Genomic DNA, 14,178 nt, shown 5'->3' on the forward strand with positions numbered 1-14,178 from the left:
GCGGAGGCTGCTCGGGTGCGGTCAGTCGCGCACCGAGCGCTCGGGTCCGCCGCGGAACTCCCGGATCAGATGCTGCACGACCTGACGCAGGTCGCCGCGGGCCGCATCCGCAGCCTCCAGCTGACGGGAGTAGCTCGCGCCCTGCTCGATGATCGTGAGCACGCCCCGGAGCTCGTGGGAGCAGCGAAGGTCGGCGGCGATGGGGGCGAGGTCCTCGACCACCGCGGTCAGATGCTCTCGCACCGGCACCTGCGACCCGGCGCGATCGACGATCACTCTGGCGTCCAGCCCGTAGCGGGCCGCGCGCCACTTGTTCTCGCGGTGGAACCACGGCTGCAGCGTCGGCAGCTGCCTTCCCTCGTCGAGCTCCCGCGAGAAGTGCTCCACCAGCGTCTGCGTGAGCGCGGCCACCGAGGCCAGCTCCGCGAGCGTCGACATGCCGTCGCATGCGCGGACCTCGATCGTGCCCCACTTCGGGGCGGGTCGGATGTCCCAGCGGATCTCCGACGGGTCGTCCATCACTCCGGTGCGCGTCATGTCGTCGACGAAGTCCTCGAACTCACGCCAGGTGGAGATCGACCACGGCAATCCGGCAGTCGGGAGCTGCTGGAAGACGAGGGCGCGGTTCGATGCGTAGCCGGTGCGCTCACCCGCCCAGTACGGACTCGACGCCGACAGCGCCTGCAGATGAGGGAGGAACGAGGACAGCGCTCCCATGATCGGCAGCACCTTCGCGCGGTCGTCGACTCCGACATGCACGTGGATGCCCCAGATCATCATGTTGCGACCCCACCACTGCGTTCGCTCGATGAGCTTGTGATACCGGTTCTTGTCGGTCACGCGCTGATCGAACCACTGGGCGAACGGATGGCTGCCGGCCGAGAGCAGCTCGATGCCGGCGGGGTCGGTGGAGCGGCGGACCGCGGCGATCGCCGCGGCGATGTCGTCGGCGGCGTCCGCGACGGTCGCCCCCACTCCGCTGGTGACCTCGATGGTGTTGGTCAGCAGCTCTCCGGTCACGGTGTGACGCTCCGGGGCGCTCTGCTGCTCGAGGCGGGTCAGCAGCTCGGGCGCACGCCCGACCAGATCTCCCGTGACGGGATCGGCGAGCATGATCTCCCACTCCAGCCCGACGGTCGAGCGGGCGGAGGAGGCGAATTCGATCGGCACGCGCACAGTCTGACACGCACCTTCGCCGCGTCGCGCACTCCATGTCGTGTCGTTTCGCGGACTGTCGCCCGATCTGGCAGAATAGAGGGTCGGACGGCTGCTCGACCCTCTATCCAGCATCCGTCACCCCTTACAGAGCTTCCGCCGGATGTGCACCCCACTCTCCAGGCGACCGGTTCATCTTTCTTTCCACACCATTCAGGAGAATCGTGGCTGTCAAGATCCGTCTCAAGCGCATGGGCAAGATCCGTGCACCGTACTACCGCATCGTCGTCGCCGACTCGCGCACCAAGCGCGACGGTCGCGTGATCGAGGAGATCGGCAAGTACCACCCCACCGAGAACCCCTCGTTCATCGAGGTCGACTCCGAGCGTGCGCAGTACTGGCTCTCCGTCGGCGCGCAGCCGACCGAGCAGGTCGCCGCACTGCTGAAGCTCACCGGCGACTGGGGCAAGTTCAAGGGCGACAAGGACGCGAAGTCCACCGTCCAGGTCGCAGAGCCCAAGGCTCCCTTCGAGGTCGACGCGGCCAAGAAGTCGGTCATCAAGCCGAAGGCTGAGAAGAAGGCCGAGGCTCCTGCCGAGGCTCCCGCCGAGGACGCGGCAGACGCCGCCGCCGACGCAGAGTAATCCGCTGTGCTCGCCGCCGCGCTCGAACACGTCGTCAAGGGGATCGTCGATCACCCTGACGATGTCCGCATCACCGCATCCGCGTCGCCCCGTGGTGACCTTCTCGAGGTGCATGTGCACCCGGATGACCGTGGTCGCGTGATCGGGCGCGGCGGTCGCACCGCCAAAGCGCTGCGCACGCTCGTCTCCGCCCTCGCCGACGGACGCCGCGTCCGCGTCGACGTCGCGGACGACTGACGTGGCAGCCGAGAAGAACCAGCTCCGCGTCGGCCGTCTGCTCAAGGCGCACGGTCTCAAGGGCGCGTTGAAGCTCGAGCTGTACACCGACAATCCGGAGCGTCGCTTCGTCCCCGGCGCCGAGTTCACGCTGCAGGTGCCCGAGGCATCCAGCTGGCACGGCAAGACCGTCACCATCCGCGAGTACCGCGTGATGAACGGCAACTCCGTCGTCTTCCTCGACGGTGTCGACGACCGCACCGCTGCGGAGTCGCTCGTGCGAGCCATCCTGTGGATGGACGAGGACGACGAGACCGAAGACGACGCCTGGTACGCGCACCAGCTGGTCGGACTCGATGTCGTCCGCGACAACAGGGTCGTCGGACGGGTCGCGCGGGTCGAGCACCTGCCCGCGCAGGATCTGCTGATCGTCAAGACCGACACCGGCGACGTGATGGTGCCCTTCGTCGAGGCGATCGTGCCGAGCGTCGACATCGCCGCCGGCCGCATCGTGGTCACACCGCCGCCCGGGCTCTTCGAGGAGCTGCCCGCTGCGGACAGCCCCGACGACGCCCCGTCCGAGTGATCGACTGCGCCGGCCGATGAGAATCGACGTCGTATCGATCTTCCCGTCGTACTTCGACGGTCTTGCGCTGTCGCTCCTGGGAAAGGCGCGTGACTCCGGAATCCTCGACCTGAACGTCCACGACCTTCGCGACTGGACGCACGACCGCCATCGCACGGTCGACGACACGCCGTACGGCGGTGGCGCCGGGATGGTGATGAAGCCCGAGCCCTGGGGGCTCGCACTCGATCAGCTGGCGCCGGCCGAGGCATCCGCTCGTCCGACGATCATCTTCCCCTCGCCGGCTGGCGAGGTCTTCACGCAGGCGACCGCCCGCGACCTCGCCACGCGGGACCACCTCATCTTCGGCTGCGGCCGCTACGAGGGCATCGACGAGCGCGTCTTCGAGTACGCCGCCGACCTCGGCGAGGTGCGTCTGATCAGCCTGGGCGACTATGTGCTGAACGGGGGAGAGGTCGCGGTGATGGCCATGACCGAGGCCATCGGGCGCCTGATTCCCGGCGTGGTCGGCAACCCCGAGAGCCTGGTCGAGGAGTCGCACGAGGACGGCCTGCTCGAATACCCGTCGTACACCAAGCCCTCCGTCTGGCGTGACCGCGAGGTGCCGCCTGTGCTGCTCAGCGGCAATCACGGCGCGATCGCGAACTGGCGTCACGAACAGCAGCTCGAACGCACTCGACTGCGCCGGCCCGACCTCCTCTCGGACTGAGCCGTCCGCTCGGGTCGCTCAGCGACGGGCTGAGCTCGGGATGCTGGGTGCATCCGTGTCAGCGCTCTGCTGATGTCGACGATCGTCGCCGCCGACGCCTGAGCGTCCGGCGCGCAGCGACCGGATGCGCAGGATGACCATCACGACGACGACCACCGCGACGACGACGATGACGATCTTCTGCACCACGTCGACATACTGTTCGACGACGTGCCAGCCCGAGCCGAGGAACCATCCGCACAGGATGAACGCGGTGTTCCAGATCAGACTGCCCGCGGTGGTGAGGGCGCTGAAACGCCACAGCGGCATGCGGGCGACGCCGGCGGGGATCGAGATCAGGCTGCGGAAGATCGGGATGAAACGTCCGAAGAAGACGGCCTTGCCGCCATGGCGGTGGAACCAGGCGACCGCGCGATCCACATCCGAGACCGCGATGAGCGGCAGGCGATCCGCGATGCGCCGCAGGCGCTCGAGACCCAGCCAGGCGCCAAGGCCGTAGAGCGCGAGTGCACCCGCCAATGATCCCAGCGTGGTCCACGCGACGGCTTCCCAGAGCCCGAATGCTCCGTCATGCGCCGCGATCCCTGCCATCGGCAGGATCGCCTCGCTCGGCAGCGGTGGGAAGAGGTTCTCCAGTGCGATGGCGAGTCCCGCGCCCACCGGACCGATGACGTCCATCAGCCCGATCACCGCTTCGATGAGGGCTGAGAGCCAGGAGCCGTCGGCTGTGGTGCTCGTCATCACGTGGCAGGTCCCTCGGGATCGTCGGGTGAGTGTCGCAGGCGAGTCTACGAGCGGCGGATGCGAGAGTTCTGGGAGCTGTCATACTGACGGCGTGCCCTACGCGTTCGCCCTCACCGTGATCCTCGCCCTGGTCGCGGCGCTCCAGATCGCCCTCGCCGCCGGGGCGCCATGGGGCCGGCTGGCCTGGGGAGGATCTCACGTGGTGCTGCCGACGAGACTGCGCATCGGCAGTCTGGTCGCCGTGCTGATCTACACGGTGATCGTCGTGATCGCCTTCACTCGACTCGGTGCGCTCCAGGTGCTGCCACAGGGCGCCGCCGTCGTGGCGATGTGGATCGTGTTCGGATACTTCGCTCTCGGCATCGTCCTGAACGCCGTCTCGCGTTCGAAGCCCGAACGGCTGGTCATGACCCCGACGACCGTCGTGCTCACCGTGCTCAGCCTGCTGATCGCTCTGGGCGCCGGGTCGCTCGTCACCGCCGCCTGACGCGGTCCGGTCGCGCGGCTCGCGCGATCAGTCGACGCCGAGGAAGCTGCGGTCGGTGAGCACGATGGGGCCGTCCTTGGTGACCGCGACCGTGTGCTCCGAGTGGGATCCGCGCGATCCGTCAGCGCTGCGCAGCGTCCAGCCGTCGTCATCCGTCACCAGCTCGTCGGTGGTGGCGAGGAACCACGGCTCGAGGGCGAACACCAGGCCCTCGCGCAGCGGGAAGCCGCGCCCGGCGCGCCCGTCGTTCGGCACATGCGGGTCGCCGTGCATGATGCGCCCGACGCCGTGCCCGCCGAAGTCGGTGTTGATCGAGTAGCCCTCACCATGCGCGACGGCGGCGATGGATGCCGAGATGTCGCCGATGCGGTTGCCGACGACTGCTGCGGCGATGGCGGCGTCGAGCGCGCGCTCGGTCGTGTCGATCAGGCGCAGATCCTCGTCGCGAGGCGTTCCGACCACGAACGACACGGCGGAGTCCGCCACCCAGCCGTCGACCGACACCGCGAAGTCGAGCGACACCAGATCGCCGTCGCGGAGCGCATAGTCGTGGGGCAGACCGTGCAGCACCGCGTCGTTCACCGACGTGCAGATGACCTTGCCGAAGGGGCCTCGGCCGAAGGAGGGCGCATAGTCGATGTAGCACGACTCTGCGCCGGCGCGGCGGATCAGGTCGTGGGCCCGCGCGTCGATGGAGAGCAGGTTCGTCCCGACCTTCGTCTCGTCGCGCAGGGTCGCCAGGGTCTCGGCGACGAAGCGGCCGGCGGCGCGCATCTCGTCGATCTCGGCGGGGGTGCGCAGTTCGATCATGGGGATTCCTCTCGTCGGCATCCATTCTCCCCGATGCCCGCCCCCGTCGATGCCCTCAGCGAACAGCCACCCGCTCCACCGGACTGCGACGTAGCATCGGAGCATGGTGTTGCGACAGCTCTTCTTCCGCTGGCTGCTGCCGGCATCCCTCGTCCTTCCGGCATGGATGCTGGTGGGCTGGGCGATATTCGGGCGCAACGGCTGGGGCCTGCTCTGGGTGCTGCTCATGGCGATCCCCGGGGTTCTCGTCACCCAGCTCGTGCTGACGCTCCTGACCCGATCGCGTCCGTCGGTGCGCGCAGAGCGTGCTGTGTCGTGGTTGGACGTCGCTGGTTTCGGCGTGTGGCACGTGCTGACGATCCTCGTCGGATGCTTCATCGACGGAGCCTTCCCCTGGCTTCTCACCGCTGCGATCGTCACGGCTGTCGCCCTGCTCTGGCTGCAGCTCTGGCAGCTCTGGAACGAGGCCCGCGGGGCAGGAGCTCGACTGCGCGAGACCATCGTGTGGTCGACCCTCACGCCGTCGCAGCATGCCGAGCGCGCCGCCGGCGAGCCGGATGTCATCGTGATCGAGGAGTCCCGTTCGCGAGACCTCTGAAGCGCTCGCTCGGATTGGCGCGTGGCCGCCGTTCATGGCAGAATAGCTGTTTGTGCCGTGACCCGGTTCTGCCTCAGGGGAACCCGCGGACGCCTCGCGCGCCGCTCGGCACACACCCGTTCTCACCCCTTTGATTCATGCATCCGACCTGTGGCGAGTGCAGAGAGAGACGATCATGCAGATCCTCGACGCCGTCGACGCGGCTTCGCTCCGTTCCGACATTCCTGTCTTCCACCCCGGCGACACCGTCAAGGTGCACGTGAACATCACCGAGGGCACCCGCTCGCGCATCCAGGTGTTCCAGGGCGTCGTCATCGGCCGTCAGGGCGATGGCGTGCGCGAGACCTTCACGGTCCGCAAGATCAGCTTCCAGGTGGGCGTCGAGCGCACCTTCCCGGTGCACTCGCCGGTGATCGACCACATCGAGGTCGTCACCCGCGGTGACGTGCGTCGCGCGAAGCTGTACTACCTGCGCAACCTGCGCGGCAAGAAGGCCAAGATCAAGGAGAAGCGCGACAACTGATTCGTCGCATCCTTGCACCAGAACCCCGGGACACTCGTCCCGGGGTTCTGTCGTTCGGTCGCGGGTGTGCGACCCTTGTAGAGCCGCGCGTGCGCGGTGAGTCGATGAAGAGGACCCACATGACATCCGATGCCCCCGCGGCCGTCCAGCCACCACAGCGGAGGCGAGGCGCACTGGTCTTCCTGCGGGATGTGCTGGTCATCATCCTCATCGCGGCGCTCGTGTCGTTCGTCGTCAAGACCTTCGTGGTCCGCTCGTTCTACATCCCCTCCGGATCGATGGAGCGCACGCTGCTCGTCAACGATCGCATTCTCGTCGACGAGCTGACTCCGCGGTGGAGCGGCTATGACCGGGGTGACGTCGTGGTGTTCAAGGACCCGGGCGGCTGGCTGCCGTCGGCACCGCAGACTCCGGCTCGTCCTCCGCTGGTCGAAGCCGTCGACTGGGCGCTCACCTTCGTGGGGATCTCGACGACCGACGCCCAGGACCACCTCGTCAAGCGGGTGATCGGCATGCCCGGCGATCACGTCGTGTGCTGCAACGCCCTAGGTCAGACCACCGTGAACGGCTCGCCGATCAATGAGCTGGGCTACCTCAATCTGCCCGAGGGCGACACGGCGGCGTCGAACGCGGAGTTCGACGTCACGGTGCCTGATGACCGCATCTGGGTCATGGGCGACAATCGAGACCGCTCGCAGGACTCCCGTGCGCATCAGGATCTGCCGGGCGGTGGCTTCGTGCCGCTCGAGAACGTCGTGGGGCGCGCCTTCCTCACCACCTGGCCCCTTGACAGATTCGGGCCGATCGACACGCACGACGACGTGTTCCGCGCCGTGCCCGACCCGGAATGACCGTGGTCGCCCCGACGCTCGCACTGGAGCGCCGGCTGCTCAAGGAGTTCGACCTGATCATCGCGCTCGACGAGGTCGGCAGGGGAGCGCTGGCCGGGCCCGTGGCGGTCGGCGCGGCCGTGATGGATGCCGCAGGCTCGCGTCGACGGGTGCCTGAGGGTCTTCGCGACTCGAAGATGATCACCGAGAAGCGTCGGCCGGCTATGGCCGAGCGAGCGAGCAGCTGGGTTCCGCTGTCGGGGGTGGGCTGGTCGACTGCCGCCGAGATCGACGAAGTGGGCATCATCCGCGCCCTCGGGCTCGCCGCGTCGCGTGCTCTGCAGACGGTGGTCGACGCCGGCGCGAGCCTCGAGCGGACCCTGGTGATCCTCGACGGCAATCACGACTACGTCTCTCGCGTGCATCCCGTGCCGCTCACCGTCCGCACCGTCATCAAGGGCGATCGCGACTGCGCCTCGGTGTCGGCGGCATCGGTCATCGCGAAGGTCGCGCGTGACTCGCACATGGCGGAGCTGCATCCCGAGCACCCGGACTATCAATGGGACCGCAACAAGGGCTACGCCAGCCTCGAGCATCGCCAGGCGATCCGCGAACGCGGGCTCTCGCCGCTGCACCGGGCATCGTGGGCGATCGCAGACGCGCCGACCCTGTTCTGACGAATCCGCTTTCGGCCTCAGGTGCTCATAGGATGGAGTCATCATGGATGAGGATGCCTTCGACGACTACGACCGCGAGCTCGAACTCGCGCTTTTCCGCGAGTACCGCGACGTCGTCGGACAGTTCCAGTACGTCGTCGAGACCGAGCGGCGGTTCTATCTCGCCAATGAGGTGAACGTGGTGCGTCGTGACACCGAGCACGACTTCTACTTCGAGATCTCCATGACCGACGTATGGGTGTGGGACATCTACCGTGCGGATCGCTTCGTCAAGGCCGTGCGCGTGCTGACCTTCAAGGACGTCAACGTCGAAGAGCTCCAGCGGCGCGAGTTCGAGCTGCCGGAAGAGCTGTCGCTCGACGGCAAGTGACTTCTGTCCCCATTTCGGGGCCAGAAGCGGGTTGTCCCCAAGCGGTGTGAATACGCACCGGTCCCGTCGGCGGGGGACGCCAGGCTGTCGTCATGGCAGCGAAAGACGAATTCGGGCGGGCGGGCGAAGACCGCGCGGCGCAGCACCTGCGGGCGCGCGGCTACGAGATCCTCGAGCGCAACTGGCGTTGTGCACAGGGTGAGATCGACATCGTCGCGGCGCGCGGCGAGCTGCTCTGCGTGATCGAGGTCAAGACGCGCCGGTCGGAGCGCTTCGGCCACCCTTTCGAGGCGGTCGACGACCGCAAGCGCCGCCGTCTCTGGCGGCTCGCCTTCGCCTGGGCGGAGGCGCACCCGGACATCTCCCGAGGCCGGCCCCTGCGCCTCGAGGTGATCGGTCTGACGGGCGCCGAACCGGCGGACGCGCGGCTCGAGCACCTCGAGGATCTGCGATGAGCACCGCGCGCACCTGGGCGGTGGCACTGACCGGCGTCGACGGCCACATGGTCGAGGTCGAGGCCGATCTGAGCAGCCAGACGCCTGGCTTCCAGATCATCGGCCTGCCGGACAAAGCGCTGGGAGAGGCTGCACAGCGCGTTCGCAACGCCTGTGTGAACGCAGGACTGGAGTTCCCACGGCGACACCTCACGGTGAATCTGTCGCCAGCCAACCTGCCGAAGGCCGGCAGCGGGTTCGATCTGAGCATCGCGGTCGCGACACTCGCCACCACCGGAGCACTGCGCCGGGAATCGGTGCGCTCCACCGTGCATGTCGGCGAGCTCGGGCTCGACGGTCGCCTGAGGCCTGTGCCGGGAGTGCTGCCGGCGGTGTACGCGGCGGCGCGAGCCGGGTTCACCCGGGTGATCGTGCCGTACGCGAACGCGGCTGAGGCTCGGCTCGTGCCCGGGGTCGAGGTGCATGCAGCGGCGTCTCTCGCCGAGGTCGCAGTCGCACACGGTGCCGACATCGAGGTGCCCGACACCGACCCCGTCCAGACGGCGGCGCTCACTGCACCGGTCGATGAGATGCTCGACCTCGGCGATGTGATCGGCCAGGACGAGGCTGTCGACGCCCTGATCACGGCCGCGGCGGGCGGTCACCACATGATGCTGAGCGGACCGCCCGGAGCAGGGAAGACGATGCTCGCGCGTCGACTGCCCGGGATACTGCCGCCGCTCACCGAGGGCGAGGCGCTCGAGGTGGCCGCGATCCGATCGCTCGCCGGCGAGGCCGTCACCCGCCTCGACTCCCTGCCGCCGTTCGAGGCGCCGCACCACACCGCATCGGCGGCTGCGCTGGTCGGCGGCGGTTCACGCAGCCCCCGCCCGGGGGCCATCGTTCGTGCGCATCGCGGGGTCCTCTTCCTCGACGAGACGCCGGAGTTCCAGCGTGCCGCGCTCGATGCGCTGCGTCAGCCGTTGGAGAGCGGCCGGATCGAGATCACCCGCACCGGATTCGCGACGGCGTTCCCCGCACGATTCCAGCTGATCCTCGCAATGAATCCCTGCCCGTGCGGCAACTACGGGGTGCGCGGCGCAGAGTGCATGTGTCCGCCGATGACCATCCGTCGGTACGCAGGTCGGCTGTCGGGGCCGCTTCGCGACCGGGTCGACATCGACCTTCAGGTGGCTCGTGTGGCTGCGGCCCGCGCGACCTCCGACGAGCGCTCAGGAGTATCGACCGCAGATGCCCGGGAGCGGGTGACCCTGGCGAGGGCGGTCGCCGCCGAGCGCTGGCGGGGAACCCCTTGGCGGCTCAATGCCGAGGTGCCAGGGGAGCGCCTGCGGCAGGGGCCGCTGCGTCTGCCCTCGTCCGTGCGTGGGCCTCTCGACCGTGCTCTGGAACGCGGCGGCGTCACTCTGCGCGCCTATGACCGGGTGCTGCGCATCGCATGGACGCTCAGCGACCTGGCAGGGCTGTCGTCGCCCGGCGGCGATCAGCTCGGACACGCGCTCTTCCTCAAGAAAGGACTGCTGCCATGATCGGCTCCTTCCGGTGTGAACTCGTCGACGACCCGGAGCTCCTGGCGGCGGCTCGGCTGACGAGGCCGGACCTCGACGCCGACGAGGTCGCCGCTCGTGCGGCATGGTCGGTGCTGGTGGAGCCGGGCGACGGAGTGGCCGGCGCGCTCATCCAGGCTCTCGGCGCGGCCGAGGCGCTGCGGACGGCGTTCGGCGAGCTCAGTCTCGGGCAGCCCGGGGTGGTGCCAGCCCGCGCGCTCAACGAGGCCTTGGCTCGGTGGCGGCCCCGTGCCCATCCACGGGCAGTGCGCGATGCCCTGCTCGCGGCGCGCAACGTCGGAGCCCGACTCCTGCTGCCGGGCGACGAGCTGTGGCCGGCCGGCCTGAGCGACCTCGATGCACATCAGCCGGTGCTTCTGTGGGCCCGCGGCGATGCCGACGTGCTGCGAGCTTCGACGGCCGCAGCGATCGTCGGGGCACGAGCCGCCACATCGTATGGCGAGGGGATCGCGGCCGATATCGCAGGCGACCTCGCCACAGGGGGTGCCCTCGTCGTGTCTGGGGGCGCCTACGGCATCGACGGCGCAGCGCACCGCGCCGCGCTCGGCGCCGGCGGGACGACGGCCGCCTACCTCGCCGGTGGAGTGGATCGGGCATACCCCATAGGTCATCAGCCGCTCTTCGACCGGATCCGGCAGTCAGGCGTCGTTCTCAGCGAGGTGCCCTGTGGCTCGGCACCGACCAAGTGGAGGTTCCTCGCGAGGAACAGGCTCATCGCGGCCGCAAGCCTGGCCACGGTCGTCGTCGAGGCGGGCTGGCGCAGCGGCGCGCTCAACACGGCCGGTCACGCGTCATCGCTGGGGCGGCCTCTCGGCGCGGTGCCAGGGCCCGTCACGTCGGCGGCGTCGGCAGGCTGTCACCGACTGCTGCGCGAGTTCGATGCGGTGTGCGTCACCAGCGCGCAGGACGTGCGAGAGCTGTGGGGAGAGAGGGATGCCTCTTGTGCGGCATCCCCGCCGCCCGACCACGATCGCACGCGCATGCTGGATGCGATGAGCATGCGCACCCCACTCGAGCCCGCTGACATCGCGCGTCGCAGCGGCCTCTCCGTCGAGCGGACTCGCTCCCTGCTCGGGCTGATGGCGCTCGATGGCGTCGTCGCGCAGCGCGACCACGGGTGGGTGCGCCGCGAGTGACGGCTGCCCCGGCGCGGCACCGGGCGCGCGACCAGGTGAGCGGCATGCTGGTGTTGTGCGGTACGAGAGCGCGGTGACGTCCTTCACGTCGTACCTGGAGCAGGTGCGGCGACTGTCTCCGGCCACCGTCCGCGCGTACCGCTCGGACCTCGCTGACCTTGCAGCGGTGACGGGAGAAATCGATCTGCGTGACATCGACCTCGAAACGCTGCGCGAATGGCTCTGGCGGGCCACCCAGCGTGGCGATGCGCGGTCGACCATGGCCAGACGCGCCGCTGCCGCACGTTCCTTCTTCGGCTGGGCGCACGAGAGTGAGCTGATCGCCGTCGACCCGAGCCTGCGCCTCGTCACCCCGAAGCGTGCGAAGACGCTCCCTGTGGTCGCCTCGAGAGACGGCATGCGCGAGCTGCTCGACGAGCAGGCGACAGCTGCAGCAGGCGGCGATCCCATCGCGCTTCGCGACCACGCGATCCTCGAACTGCTCTACGGCACCGGTGTCCGCGTCTCGGAGCTGTGCGGCATCGACGTGGACGACGTAGACCTGCACCGGCGCACCGCGCGTGTGCTGGGCAAAGGCTCGAGGGAGCGGGTCGTGCCCTTCGGCGCACCGGCCGCTGAGGCGGTGGGCGCCTACATCACACGAGGGCGTCCCGCCCTGCGCACGCGGGCCGAGCGTGCGACGCCCGCCCTGTTCGTCGGCGCTCGAGGTGCGCGCATGGGGCCGCGCGCCGTCTACGCGCTGGTCGCGCGCGTGCTCAGTCCGATCGTCGGCGCGGAGCACATAGGGCCTCACGCGCTGCGGCACTCCGCCGCCACCCATCTGCTCGACGGCGGCGCGGATCTGCGTGCGGTCCAGGAGATCCTCGGGCACGCGAGCCTCGGCACGACCCAGATCTACACCCACGTATCGGCCGAGCGCCTGCTGGACGGCTACCGCCTCGCGCATCCGCGCGCCTGACGGCCGCCGATGGATCGGCCTCTCGCATCAGCCCTCGCAGCACGGCAGCAGGATGGCGCGAGGAATGCCGCCGAACAGCGGCAGAGGGTTGATGTAGGCGCCCTCCAGACGCACGCCGACGTGGATCGCGCCGCGCACGGTGTGGCCGCCGTCGGCGACCACACCGATCGGATCGCCGGCGCCGACGGAGTCGCCGGGGGAGAGGTCCGACGCCACCGGCTCCCAGGTGCTCACGTGCCCGCCGCCGTGGTCGATCGTCACGAGGGGACGGTCGACCACGACGCCCCGGAACGCGATCACGCCTGCTGCGGGTGCCGTGACCTCCGTGCCCGGAATCGCTGCGACGTCCATTCCGCGGTGCCCGGGGCCGTAGTCGTGCGCCGGGGCTCGGAACGGCTCCATCACAGAGCGCGGGCCCGTGGTCGGCCAGCGCCACGGGTACCCGGGTGCCGTCGGCGGATCGCCTGCACCGCCGGTCAGCGAGAGGCCGAGTGACAGCAGAAGAGCGACGAAGCCGATGCGCATGCGTCCACACTCTCCGACCGCTCGGCACGGCCGGTGCGCGAGCGCCGCGGACCGTGGAGAACACGTGCATTTCGGTCGGTGTGCAGGACGTTCTCGCGCGGCGTGATCCTGTACACTGGGGGAGCACCTCGAAATCGGGGTGACTACGCGTGCCCACAGCGACTCCGGTCGCGGCATCCATTCCCACAGGTCCTGCTCTCGAGCGGGCGGGCGTGTGCCGGGCACCAGGAATGCCGGTCGGTCGACCGGCGAATCAACCTCAACGACGCGAGAGCGTCAGAACAAGGAGACGACCATGGCTGTGGTCACCATCCGCCAGCTGCTCGACAGCGGCGTGCACTTCGGACACCAGACCCGCCGGTGGAACCCGAAGGTGAAGCGCTTCATCCTGACCGAGCGCTCGGGCATCCACATCATCGACCTGCAGCAGTCGCTGTCGTACATCGACCAGGCGTACGACTTCGTCAAGGAGACCGTGGCCCGCGGCGGCACGATCCTGTTCGTCGGCACGAAGAAGCAGGCGCAGGAGATCCTCGCCGAGCAGGCCGACCGCGTCGGTCAGCCGTACGTCAACCAGCGCTGGCTGGGCGGCCTCCTCACCAACTTCTCCACCATCGCGAAGCGTCTCGCTCGCATGAAGGAGCTCGAGGAGCTCGACTACGAGAACCCCGCCGCTTCGGGCTTCACCAAGAAGGAGCTCCTCCTCAAGAAGCGCGAGCTCGACAAGCTGCACAAGTCGCTCGGCGGCATCCGCAACCTCTCGAAGACCCCGTCGGCACTGTGGGTCGTCGACGCCAAGCGCGAGCACCTCGCCATCGACGAGGCCAAGAAGCTCGGCATCCCCGTCATCGGCATCCTCGACACCAACGCCGACCCGGACGACTTCCAGTACCCGATCCCCGGCAACGACGACGCGATCCGCTCGGTCTCGCTGCTGACGCGCATCATCGCCGACGCGGCGGCCGAGGGTCTGCAGCAGAAGCACAACCCCGACGCTGGCGACGCTGAGCCGCTCGCCGAGTGGGAGCAGGAGCTCCTGCAGGGCGACGCTGAGGCAGCCGCCGAGGCTCCTGCAGCCGACGACGCCGCTGAGGCTCCGGCCGCCGACGAGACCGCCGAGGCTCCGGCCGAGGCTGCCGTCGAGGCAGACGCCAAGTAAGTCACCCCGCACACGTAGAGAAGCAAGGAGC

Annotated in this window: 19 protein-coding genes; 15 read left to right on the top strand and 4 right to left on the bottom strand. The window is 69.0% G+C overall.

Annotation, left to right across the window (positions count from 1 at the left end; genetic code table 11):
• Positions 1–21: 21 nt before the first annotated feature.
• Positions 22–1,170, bottom strand: a complete 1,149-nt coding sequence (locus tag AB0N59_RS10915) for a glutamate--cysteine ligase (RefSeq protein WP_363482802.1) — start codon at positions 1,168–1,170, stop codon at positions 22–24.
• A 209-nt stretch (positions 1,171–1,379) separates the two neighbouring features.
• Between AB0N59_RS10915 and rpsP the strand changes: the two genes are divergently transcribed.
• The 4 genes from rpsP to trmD are packed head-to-tail and all read left to right on the top strand — an operon-like array spanning position 1,380 to position 3,310.
• Positions 1,380–1,799, top strand: coding sequence for a 30S ribosomal protein S16 (gene rpsP / locus AB0N59_RS10920; RefSeq protein ID WP_363482804.1), 420 nt, complete (start codon positions 1,380–1,382; stop codon positions 1,797–1,799).
• 6 nt (positions 1,800–1,805) lie between these two features.
• Entirely contained in the window at positions 1,806–2,036 is a 231-nt protein-coding gene (locus AB0N59_RS10925) for an RNA-binding protein (protein ID WP_204973548.1), read from the top strand.
• A gap of 1 nt (position 2,037) precedes the next feature.
• Positions 2,038–2,601 carry a ribosome maturation factor RimM gene (rimM, locus tag AB0N59_RS10930; RefSeq protein WP_363482807.1) on the top strand — a complete coding sequence of 188 codons (564 nt, stop codon included), beginning with the start codon at positions 2,038–2,040 and terminating at the stop codon, positions 2,599–2,601.
• Positions 2,602–2,617: 16 nt separating this feature from the next.
• On the top strand, positions 2,618–3,310 hold the full coding sequence (gene trmD, locus AB0N59_RS10935) for a tRNA (guanosine(37)-N1)-methyltransferase TrmD (protein WP_363482810.1): 693 nt from the start codon (positions 2,618–2,620) through the stop codon (positions 3,308–3,310).
• Between the two features lie 18 nt (positions 3,311–3,328).
• Here the strand turns inward: trmD and AB0N59_RS10940 are convergent, their stop codons facing one another.
• Positions 3,329–4,051 (bottom strand): DedA family protein, encoded by a 723-nt coding sequence (locus AB0N59_RS10940; protein ID WP_363482813.1) that lies wholly within the window; start codon positions 4,049–4,051, stop codon positions 3,329–3,331.
• A 94-nt stretch (positions 4,052–4,145) separates the two neighbouring features.
• Here AB0N59_RS10940 and AB0N59_RS10945 point away from each other — a divergent pair, with 94 nt between their 5' ends.
• Positions 4,146–4,541 (top strand): hypothetical protein, encoded by a 396-nt coding sequence (locus AB0N59_RS10945; protein ID WP_363482816.1) that lies wholly within the window; start codon positions 4,146–4,148, stop codon positions 4,539–4,541.
• Positions 4,542–4,568: 27 nt separating this feature from the next.
• Here AB0N59_RS10945 and map read toward each other — a convergent pair whose 3' ends face one another.
• A complete protein-coding gene (map, locus tag AB0N59_RS10950; RefSeq protein ID WP_363482819.1) occupies positions 4,569–5,351 on the bottom strand; it encodes a type I methionyl aminopeptidase in 783 nt (260 codons plus the stop codon).
• 103 nt (positions 5,352–5,454) lie between these two features.
• Between map and AB0N59_RS10955 the strand changes: the two genes are divergently transcribed.
• The 9 genes from AB0N59_RS10955 to AB0N59_RS10995 all read left to right on the top strand — a co-directional run bounded on the left by AB0N59_RS10955 (position 5,455) and on the right by AB0N59_RS10995 (position 12,463).
• Positions 5,455–5,949, top strand: coding sequence for an MFS transporter permease (locus tag AB0N59_RS10955; RefSeq protein WP_363482822.1), 495 nt, complete (start codon positions 5,455–5,457; stop codon positions 5,947–5,949).
• A 175-nt stretch (positions 5,950–6,124) separates the two neighbouring features.
• Positions 6,125–6,472, top strand: coding sequence for a 50S ribosomal protein L19 (gene rplS, locus AB0N59_RS10960; protein WP_071644740.1), 348 nt, complete (start codon positions 6,125–6,127; stop codon positions 6,470–6,472).
• 119 nt (positions 6,473–6,591) lie between these two features.
• Positions 6,592–7,323: a signal peptidase I gene (lepB, locus tag AB0N59_RS10965; protein ID WP_363482825.1), complete on the top strand. Its 732-nt coding sequence runs from the start codon at positions 6,592–6,594 to the stop codon at positions 7,321–7,323.
• Entirely contained in the window at positions 7,320–7,979 is a 660-nt protein-coding gene (locus AB0N59_RS10970) for a ribonuclease HII (RefSeq protein ID WP_363482828.1), read from the top strand. Before lepB ends, AB0N59_RS10970 begins: the two co-directional genes overlap by 4 nt.
• A gap of 43 nt (positions 7,980–8,022) precedes the next feature.
• Entirely contained in the window at positions 8,023–8,349 is a 327-nt protein-coding gene (locus tag AB0N59_RS10975) for a DUF2469 family protein (RefSeq protein WP_071644723.1), read from the top strand.
• 92 nt (positions 8,350–8,441) lie between these two features.
• Entirely contained in the window at positions 8,442–8,804 is a 363-nt protein-coding gene (locus AB0N59_RS10980; RefSeq protein ID WP_363482831.1) for a YraN family protein, read from the top strand.
• Positions 8,801–10,330, top strand: coding sequence for a YifB family Mg chelatase-like AAA ATPase (locus AB0N59_RS10985; RefSeq protein WP_363482834.1), 1,530 nt, complete (start codon positions 8,801–8,803; stop codon positions 10,328–10,330). Before AB0N59_RS10980 ends, AB0N59_RS10985 begins: the two co-directional genes overlap by 4 nt.
• Positions 10,327–11,505, top strand: a complete 1,179-nt coding sequence (gene dprA, locus AB0N59_RS10990) for a DNA-processing protein DprA (protein ID WP_363482837.1) — start codon at positions 10,327–10,329, stop codon at positions 11,503–11,505. The genes AB0N59_RS10985 and dprA overlap by 4 nt, the downstream gene beginning before the upstream one ends.
• Before the next feature lie 73 nt (positions 11,506–11,578).
• Positions 11,579–12,463: a tyrosine recombinase XerC gene (locus AB0N59_RS10995; protein ID WP_363482840.1), complete on the top strand. Its 885-nt coding sequence runs from the start codon at positions 11,579–11,581 to the stop codon at positions 12,461–12,463.
• A 27-nt stretch (positions 12,464–12,490) separates the two neighbouring features.
• Here AB0N59_RS10995 and AB0N59_RS11000 read toward each other — a convergent pair whose 3' ends face one another.
• Positions 12,491–12,988, bottom strand: coding sequence for a peptidoglycan DD-metalloendopeptidase family protein (locus AB0N59_RS11000; protein ID WP_363482843.1), 498 nt, complete (start codon positions 12,986–12,988; stop codon positions 12,491–12,493).
• A 295-nt stretch (positions 12,989–13,283) separates the two neighbouring features.
• On the opposite strand from AB0N59_RS11000, the gene rpsB reads away from it, so the two are divergent.
• Positions 13,284–14,147, top strand: coding sequence for a 30S ribosomal protein S2 (gene rpsB, locus AB0N59_RS11005; RefSeq protein WP_363482845.1), 864 nt, complete (start codon positions 13,284–13,286; stop codon positions 14,145–14,147).
• Positions 14,148–14,178: the final 31 nt, after the last annotated feature.

Origin of the sequence: Microbacterium sp. NPDC089321 (genome assembly GCF_040684935.1) — a bacterium.
GTDB lineage: Bacteria > Actinomycetota > Actinomycetes > Actinomycetales > Microbacteriaceae > Microbacterium.

Bases quoted from the DNA above. Each gene is read 5' to 3' on its own strand.
- trmD (WP_363482810.1), top strand. From the start codon at position 2,618: ATGAGAATCGACGTCGTATCGATCTTCCCGTCGTACTTCGACGGTCTT.
- AB0N59_RS10940 (WP_363482813.1), bottom strand. From the start codon at position 4,051: ATGACGAGCACCACAGCCGACGGCTCCTGGCTCTCAGCCCTCATCGAA.
- map (WP_363482819.1), bottom strand. From the start codon at position 5,351: ATGATCGAACTGCGCACCCCCGCCGAGATCGACGAGATGCGCGCCGCC.
- AB0N59_RS10955 (WP_363482822.1), top strand. From the start codon at position 5,455: ATGGTGTTGCGACAGCTCTTCTTCCGCTGGCTGCTGCCGGCATCCCTC.
- rplS (WP_071644740.1), top strand. From the start codon at position 6,125: ATGCAGATCCTCGACGCCGTCGACGCGGCTTCGCTCCGTTCCGACATT.
- lepB (WP_363482825.1), top strand. From the start codon at position 6,592: ATGACATCCGATGCCCCCGCGGCCGTCCAGCCACCACAGCGGAGGCGA.
- AB0N59_RS10970 (WP_363482828.1), top strand. From the start codon at position 7,320: ATGACCGTGGTCGCCCCGACGCTCGCACTGGAGCGCCGGCTGCTCAAG.
- AB0N59_RS10975 (WP_071644723.1), top strand. From the start codon at position 8,023: ATGGATGAGGATGCCTTCGACGACTACGACCGCGAGCTCGAACTCGCG.
- AB0N59_RS10980 (WP_363482831.1), top strand. From the start codon at position 8,442: ATGGCAGCGAAAGACGAATTCGGGCGGGCGGGCGAAGACCGCGCGGCG.
- AB0N59_RS10985 (WP_363482834.1), top strand. From the start codon at position 8,801: ATGAGCACCGCGCGCACCTGGGCGGTGGCACTGACCGGCGTCGACGGC.
- dprA (WP_363482837.1), top strand. From the start codon at position 10,327: ATGATCGGCTCCTTCCGGTGTGAACTCGTCGACGACCCGGAGCTCCTG.
- AB0N59_RS11000 (WP_363482843.1), bottom strand. From the start codon at position 12,988: ATGCGCATCGGCTTCGTCGCTCTTCTGCTGTCACTCGGCCTCTCGCTG.
- rpsB (WP_363482845.1), top strand. From the start codon at position 13,284: ATGGCTGTGGTCACCATCCGCCAGCTGCTCGACAGCGGCGTGCACTTC.